This window comes from Sphaerisporangium sp. NPDC051017, from assembly GCF_040683095.1.
GTDB lineage: Bacteria > Actinomycetota > Actinomycetes > Streptosporangiales > Streptosporangiaceae > Sphaerisporangium.
On the sequence record NZ_JBFBCI010000023.1, the window covers coordinates 110,330 to 117,043 of the forward strand.

Below are 6,714 nucleotides of genomic sequence, written 5' to 3' on the forward strand. Positions count from 1 at the left end.
AACCACCGCCGCCCTTCGGAACGTCCCCGTGCCGACCACCGCCTAGGGCCAGGAGGTCCGTCGTGAACGCGCATGCACGGCTCGCCGAGGACGATCTCGGTCTGCCCGTCCCCCTGCCCGCGCGGGTGCGCCGGGTCGTCTCCCTGGTGCCCTCGCTGACCGAGTCGATCGCGGCCACGGCGCCCGGCCTGCTCGTCGGCGCCACCGACTGGTGCTCGCACCCGGAGGACCTCGACGTCGCCCGCGTGCGCGGCACCAAGAACCCCGACGTCGCGGCCGTGATCGCGCTCGCCCCCGACCTGGTCGTGGCCAACGAGGAGGAGAACCGGGTCCCCGACCTCGACGCGCTGCGCGCGGCGGGCGTGCCGGTCTGGGTCACCGACGTGCGGACGCTCGACGACGCGCTGTCCTCGCTGCGGCGCATGCTGACCGGTGCGCTGGGTCTGCCGGAGCCGCCATGGCTGACCGCCGCCGAACGCGCCTGGCAGGAGGCCGGCGACGTCGCGCGCACGCCGCAGGAGGGCTGGGACGCCACGCGCGGGGACGTCACCCGCACCCAGCAGGAGGCCGGAGACCTCACGCGCACGCGGCGGGCCGTGATCCCGGTGTGGCGCAAGCCGTGGATGGTCGCCGGGCGGGACACCTTCCTCGGCGACGTGCTCCTGCGCCTGGGCGTCGAGAACATCTACGCCGGCCATCCGGAGCGGTACCCGAAGATCCCGCTGCCCGAGTTGCTCGCGACCGCCCCCGACCTGGTCGTACTGCCGGACGAGCCGTACCGGTTCACCGCCGACGACGGCCCGGGGTTCTTCCCCGGCGTCCCTGCGGCGCTCGTGAGCGGCCGCCACCTCACCTGGTACGGGCCGTCGCTGGCCGAGGCGCCGGGCGTACTCGCCGAGGCGCTGCGCCTTGCCGCTCCAGCGCCCTGACCTGCACTAATCTGGGTCGATGGGGCTGCCATACCTGGAGCTCTCCGGGCAGGGCTGGCGGCAGATCGGAGAGCTCGTCCTCGCGTTCGTGCTCTCCGCCGCGATCGGCGCCGAGCGGGAGGTCCGGCAGAAGAGCGCCGGGCTGCGCACCCACACGTCCGTCGGGTTCGCGGCGGCCCTGATCATGATCGTGTCGAAGTACGGCTTCTTCGACGTGCTCGGCACCCACGTCGCCCTGGACCCGTCCCGGGTGGCCGCGCAGATCGTCTCGGGCATCGGCTTCATCGGCGCGGGCCTGATCTTCATCCGGCGGGACGCGGTGCGCGGGCTGACCACCGCCGCGACGATCTGGCTGACGGCGGGTGTAGGGATGGCGGCCGGGGCCGGTCTGTGGCTGCTGGCCCTCGTCGTCACGGCGGGGCATTTCGCGACGATGTACCTCCTCGCGCCGCTGGCCCGCCTGCTGCCGGTCTCCAAGTTGACGCCCTCGCGGCTCCACCTGCGGTACACCGAGGGCCGGGGCGTGCTCCGGCAGGTGATGGAGGAGTGCACGAGGCGGGGGTTCAGCCTGAGCGAGCTGTCGATCGACCAGCAGAGCACCTCGCGGGACCCCCGGGCGATCACCGTGTGGGTCAGCCTGCACGGCGCGGGCTCGATCCCCCAGCTCATCGCGACGCTCAGCGAGATCGACGGGGTGCTCGCCGTCGCCGGCCATGACGCCGACGCGTCCTTCCCCTGACCTCCGCTATACCTACACGAGCCCTCTGACCTGCGATGACGCGGGTTTGCGCTCCTCGGCCGGGGGCACTGTAACCTTGTCGCCCGCCCACCGCGACCGCCCCGGGCGGCAGGTGACCATGATCGCGGCGCACGTCGTCTACGGCGCGTCGCTCGTGCTCACGCACAATCGCCTGCGCCGCCGCGAACGGGCTCGCGCCACGAGAACATACCGCCCGGACGGGCGTACTCCCCCGGTTACGCCCCCGGAAAGGCGTCGCGAGGAGGCCTGCAGTGCCGCCCCCGCGCGAAGCCCGTGGCCTGCGGGCCACGATGAACGGGCCCGAGGTCCATCGATCGACGTTTGATCGGGGGTTACGACGATGACCAGCGACGAACACCGCGGCGACCACCACCGCACGGAGAAGGACAGGCGGCTCGATCCCTCCCGGGTCGAGAAGCGGGACACGGTTCTCACGACCGACCAGGGCATCCCCATCGACGACACCGACAACTCGCTGAAGGCGAGCGAGCGCGGTCCCACGCTGATGGAGGACTTCCACTTCCGGGAGAAGATCACCCACTTCGACCACGAGCGGATCCCCGAACGCGTCGTGCACGCCCGCGGCTCGGGGGCGTACGGCTACTTCGAGCCCTACGACGACTCCCTGTCCGTGTTCACCCGCGCGGAGTTCCTCACCACGCCCGGCCTGCGGACGCCGGTGTTCGTTCGCTTCTCGACCGTCGCCGGGTCGCGCGGCTCCGCCGACACGGTGCGGGACGTACGGGGGTTCGCCACCAAGTTCTACACGCGGCAGGGCAACTTCGACCTGGTCGGCAACAACTTCCCGGTGTTCTTCATCCAGGACGCCGTGAAGTTCCCCGACTTCGTCCACGCGGTGAAGCCGGAGCCGGACAACGAGATCCCGCAGGCGTCGTCGGCGCACGACACGCTGTGGGACTTCGTCCAGCTCCAGCCGGAGACCACCCACATGATCATGTGGCTGATGTCCGACCGGGCGCTGCCGCGCAGCTTCCGCATGATGCAGGGCTTCGGCGTGCACACCTTCCGCCTCGTCAACGCGGACGGCCTGGGGACTTTCGTGAAGTTCCACTGGACGCCCAAGCTCGGCAAGCGGTCCCTGGTCTGGGACGAGACGCAGAAGATCGCGGGCAAGGATCCCGACTTCAACCGCCGCGACCTGTGGGAGTCGATCGAGCAGGGCGCCTTCCCCGAGTACGAGCTGGGGGTCCAGCTCGTCGCCGAGGAGGACGAGCACGCGTTCGACTTCGACCTCCTCGACGCGACGAAGATCATTCCCGAGGAACTGGTACCGGTGCGACCGGTGGGGAGGCTGGTGCTCGACCGTAACCCGGACAACTTCTTCGCCGAGACCGAGCAGGTCGCCTTCCACCTCGGCAACGTCGTCCCGGGGATCGACTTCACCAACGACCCGCTGCTGCAGGGCCGCCTGTTCTCGTACCTCGACACCCAGCTCATCAGGCTCGGCGGGCCGAACTTCCCGCAGATCCCGGTCAACTGCCCGGTCGTGGACGTCCACAACCATCATCGCGAGGGCTACCACCAGATGCGGATCGACAAGGGCAAGGCGGCCTACCACCCGAACTCGCTGGACGGCGGCTGGCCGGTGCCCGCCGACGGGCGCGCGTACCACCACTACCAGGAGCGGGTCGAAGGGTACAAGATCCGCAAGCGGAGCGAGAGCTTCTCCGACCACTACAGCCAGGCCACGCTGTTCTGGAACAGCATGTCCGACTGGGAGCGCGCGCACATCGTCGCCGCCTTCCAGTTCGAACTGGGCAAGGTCACGGCCCGCCACGTGCAGGAAGGCGTCGTGCGCAACCTCAACGAGGTCGACCACGACCTCGCCGTGACCGTCGCCGAGGGCATCGGCGTGGACCCGCCGGGCACGCCGCTGCGTCCCAACCACGGCCGCAGCTCCCCGGCGCTCAGCATGGACCACGAGCGCGCCGACACCATCGCCACCAGGAAGATCGCGTTCCTGGTCGCGGACGGCGTCGACGCCTCGCACGTGCGATGCCTCATGACCGAGCTGACCATGCGCGGCGCCATCTGCGAGGTCCTCGCCGCGCGCGGCGGATCCGTACGGGGCACTGCGGGCGAAGAGCTCATGGTCACCAGGCCCATGCCGACCACGGCGTCGGTTCTGTACGACGCGGTCGTCGTGCCCGGCGGCGCGCAGAGCGTGCGCGCCCTGGCCGAGGACGGCGACGCGGTGCACTTCGTGGCCGAGGCGTACAAGCACGGCAAGCCGGTCGGGTCGATCGGCGAGGGCGCCGACCTGCTCGACCTCGCCCGGGTCGCGCCCGATCCCACGCGCGGGGTGATCGTGACCTCCGAATCGGACATGGAGGGCTTCCTGACGGCGTTCACGTCCGCCGTGGCGGCGTACCGCTTCCCACGCCGCGCGACGCGCCCCGTCCCGGCCTGATCTCCGTACCGGGGATCCAGCCGAATGACCTACGCGGACACTGTCAACGCCTCATTGACGATGTGCTCCGCGATGGCGAGCGAAGCCGTGGCACCCGGGGAGGGCGTGTTGAGCACTTCTACGAGTGGGCCACTCGAGCGAATCGCGAAATCATCGAGCAACCGCCCGGCCGGCGTCACCGCTTGGGCACGCACGCCCCGACCGGCCGGCGCCACATCGGCAGGCCGGAGGTCCGGAAACATCGTCTGGGCGTCGCGGACCAGGAACCGTGGCGTGAGCACCCCGGCCAGCTCCCGAGCCGCCGCGCGAGTGTTGGATGCCGCAAATCTCCAGAATCCCCGGAAGCCGAGGATGTCGACCACATCGCGGGGATTGAAAGCCCGAGCAGCATAGCCCTCGCGGTCCAGTGCCAAGAAGGCATTAGGTCCGAGCAGCAGCCGGCCGTCCACAGTCGGCGTGAGGTGAACGCCGAGGAACGGGTAGCGGGGATCTGGAACCGGATAGACAAGTCCGCGCACGAGATGTGCCCGCGGCTCGCTCACCTCCAGGTAGGTCCCAAAGAAGGGGATGATTCGAGGTTGGTCGCCGGTCCTCGGGGCCAGACGGTCAGAATGCAGCCCCGCACATGTGACCACAAGGTCGTACGTCGCGGACTCGGCGCTTGCCGGGTCGCTTGTCGGGCACGAGGTGACCCGCACCAACCCTCCTTGAAATGCGAGGCGCGTGACCCGTGTGCCAAGTTCGATGGTCCCGCCGGCGAGGACCACCTCGCGCGCGAGGGCCTCTGTGACCGCGGCATAGTCGATGATCGAGGTGGTCGGCGAGTGGAGTGCGGCCATACCCTCCACATGAGGTTCTATGTCGCGTAAAGCTGCTGGGGATAGTAGTTCCACCCCCGGTACTCCATTGGCGACGGCCCGGTTGAGGATATTCCGAAGCAACTGGACCTCGGTTTCAGTGCGGGCTACGACGACCTTGCCGCAAATCTCATGGGCGATGGAGTGCTCCTCGGCGAACTCAGTGAGCAGGCCGACCCCACGGCGACACAGATGGGCCTTCTGAGAACCAGGCTCGTAGTACAAGCCGGCGTGCACTACACCTGAGTTGTGTCCGGTCTGATGTCGGGCCAAGCCGGTCTCTTTCTCAAAGAGTGTCAGATCCACCCCCGGCAGCCGACGGGTCAGCTCCCGTGCCACTGCGGTGCCGATGATGCCGCCGCCGACAACTGCGACTCGCTTGGTCACGGCATCACGTCTCCGCACCTTGGACCGAGCGTCATGCCGACAACAGCGGCATTGCCATGGGCCGCATCGGCGCCGCGGTCGCTCCACGCAACTTGAGTCCAGCCCCCACGAAGGCGAATTCGTACAGTTGCTCGCGGGCCAAGCCCCACCGCCCTCAAGTTAGGGTCGAAATGTAGATCCACTTCCGATTTGATCGCGGGCGGCAAAGATCGGGTCAGGGTTTTGGAGGGGCCTGCGACGTAGAAAAGCTCCTGGTAGGACGGGGATTGTCGAGATCCAACGTCGATCCAGGAGCTTCGTTGTCGCAGTCTGGCATGCCCGCGCTCGTCTCGTCCACGGCGTCCGCCATTTCGCCGAAGGTGTCCGCCGACGCGGTCGAGGAGGTCCGGCGGTCGCTGCGCGAGTTGATCGCCGCCGGGCCGGCGGCCGAAAGGGGGACGAGTGCGGACGATCGGTGGCCGTCGCTGCTGGGCCGCCTGGTCAGCGCCGAGCAGGTGATCGCGGCTCTGGAGGCAGCCGGACATGTCGATCAGCGGCGGCGGGACCTGCCCGGCGAGGTGACGTTGGCCGCTGTGCTGAACTGCTGCCTGTACAGCGGGGAAGGCTACGACTCGGTGCTCGCGCGGACCTTCGCCCAGCTTCCTGCGCGTTCCCCCGCCGCCACGGTGCCCACCGGGCAGGCGTTCTCTTCGGCCAGGACCCGGCTGAGTGAGGCCCCGCTGCGCGAGTTGTCCGGCCAGGCCGCCGCGATGGAACCGAAGGCCGGCGCCGGCATCCCTGGCGCGTACGCGTTCGGGCTGGTGGTCACCGCCATCGATGGAACCACGATGGCGCTGCCATCGATCGGCTCGTGCGCGGAGCAGTTCGCCGTTCCCACCGGCGGAAACAACCCGCATGCCCGAGTGGTCACCCTGGTCACGTGTGCGACCAGGTGGGTACGCGCGGCGGCGATCGGCTCCTACGGAACCGGGGAGCAACCCCTGGCCGACGACCTTGTGGACGCGTTCGGCCCCGGAACGGTCAACCTGGCGGACCGGAACTTCTTCTCCATGGCCCGGTGGATCCGCTTTTCGGCCACCGGCGCGCACTTGATCTGGCGGGTGAAGAACGGGACGAAGTCCGTGCCCGCCACGATCGTGCGCCGCCTGGAAGACGGCTCCTGCCTGGTGCGGCTACGCGAGTCCGACAACATGTGGTACCGGCGCCGCCGCCAGGCGAAAGACCCGGGCCTGCCTCGACTGCCCGACACCATCCACTTGATCCCAAGCGGTGAAGGCAATCGGGCTATTGGGATGATCGACAGATCGGGGAATTACGGGGAGAAGTCTTCTTCTCGTCGTCGCTGATCTT

Annotated in this window: 5 protein-coding genes; 4 read left to right on the top strand and 1 reads right to left on the bottom strand. The window is 69.0% G+C overall.

What is annotated here, in order from left to right:
• Window positions 1-62: 62 nt before the first annotated feature.
• The 3 genes from AB0M95_RS20070 to AB0M95_RS20080 all read left to right on the top strand — a co-directional run bounded on the left by AB0M95_RS20070 (window position 63) and on the right by AB0M95_RS20080 (window position 4,120).
• Window positions 63-929: a helical backbone metal receptor gene (locus AB0M95_RS20070; protein ID WP_363766515.1), complete on the top strand. Its 867-nt coding sequence runs from the start codon at window positions 63-65 to the stop codon at window positions 927-929.
• Between the two features lie 19 nt (window positions 930-948).
• Window positions 949-1,668, top strand: coding sequence for an MgtC/SapB family protein (locus tag AB0M95_RS20075; protein ID WP_363766518.1), 720 nt, complete (start codon window positions 949-951; stop codon window positions 1,666-1,668).
• A gap of 361 nt (window positions 1,669-2,029) precedes the next feature.
• Window positions 2,030-4,120: a catalase gene (locus AB0M95_RS20080; protein ID WP_363766521.1), complete on the top strand. Its 2,091-nt coding sequence runs from the start codon at window positions 2,030-2,032 to the stop codon at window positions 4,118-4,120.
• Between the two features lie 29 nt (window positions 4,121-4,149).
• Here AB0M95_RS20080 and lhgO read toward each other — a convergent pair whose 3' ends face one another.
• Window positions 4,150-5,364, bottom strand: a complete 1,215-nt coding sequence (gene lhgO, locus AB0M95_RS20085; protein WP_363766524.1) for an L-2-hydroxyglutarate oxidase — start codon at window positions 5,362-5,364, stop codon at window positions 4,150-4,152.
• 299 nt (window positions 5,365-5,663) lie between these two features.
• On the opposite strand from lhgO, the gene AB0M95_RS20090 reads away from it, so the two are divergent.
• Window positions 5,664-6,710, top strand: coding sequence for a transposase domain-containing protein (locus AB0M95_RS20090; protein ID WP_363766527.1), 1,047 nt, complete (start codon window positions 5,664-5,666; stop codon window positions 6,708-6,710).
• Window positions 6,711-6,714 lie beyond the last annotated feature (4 nt).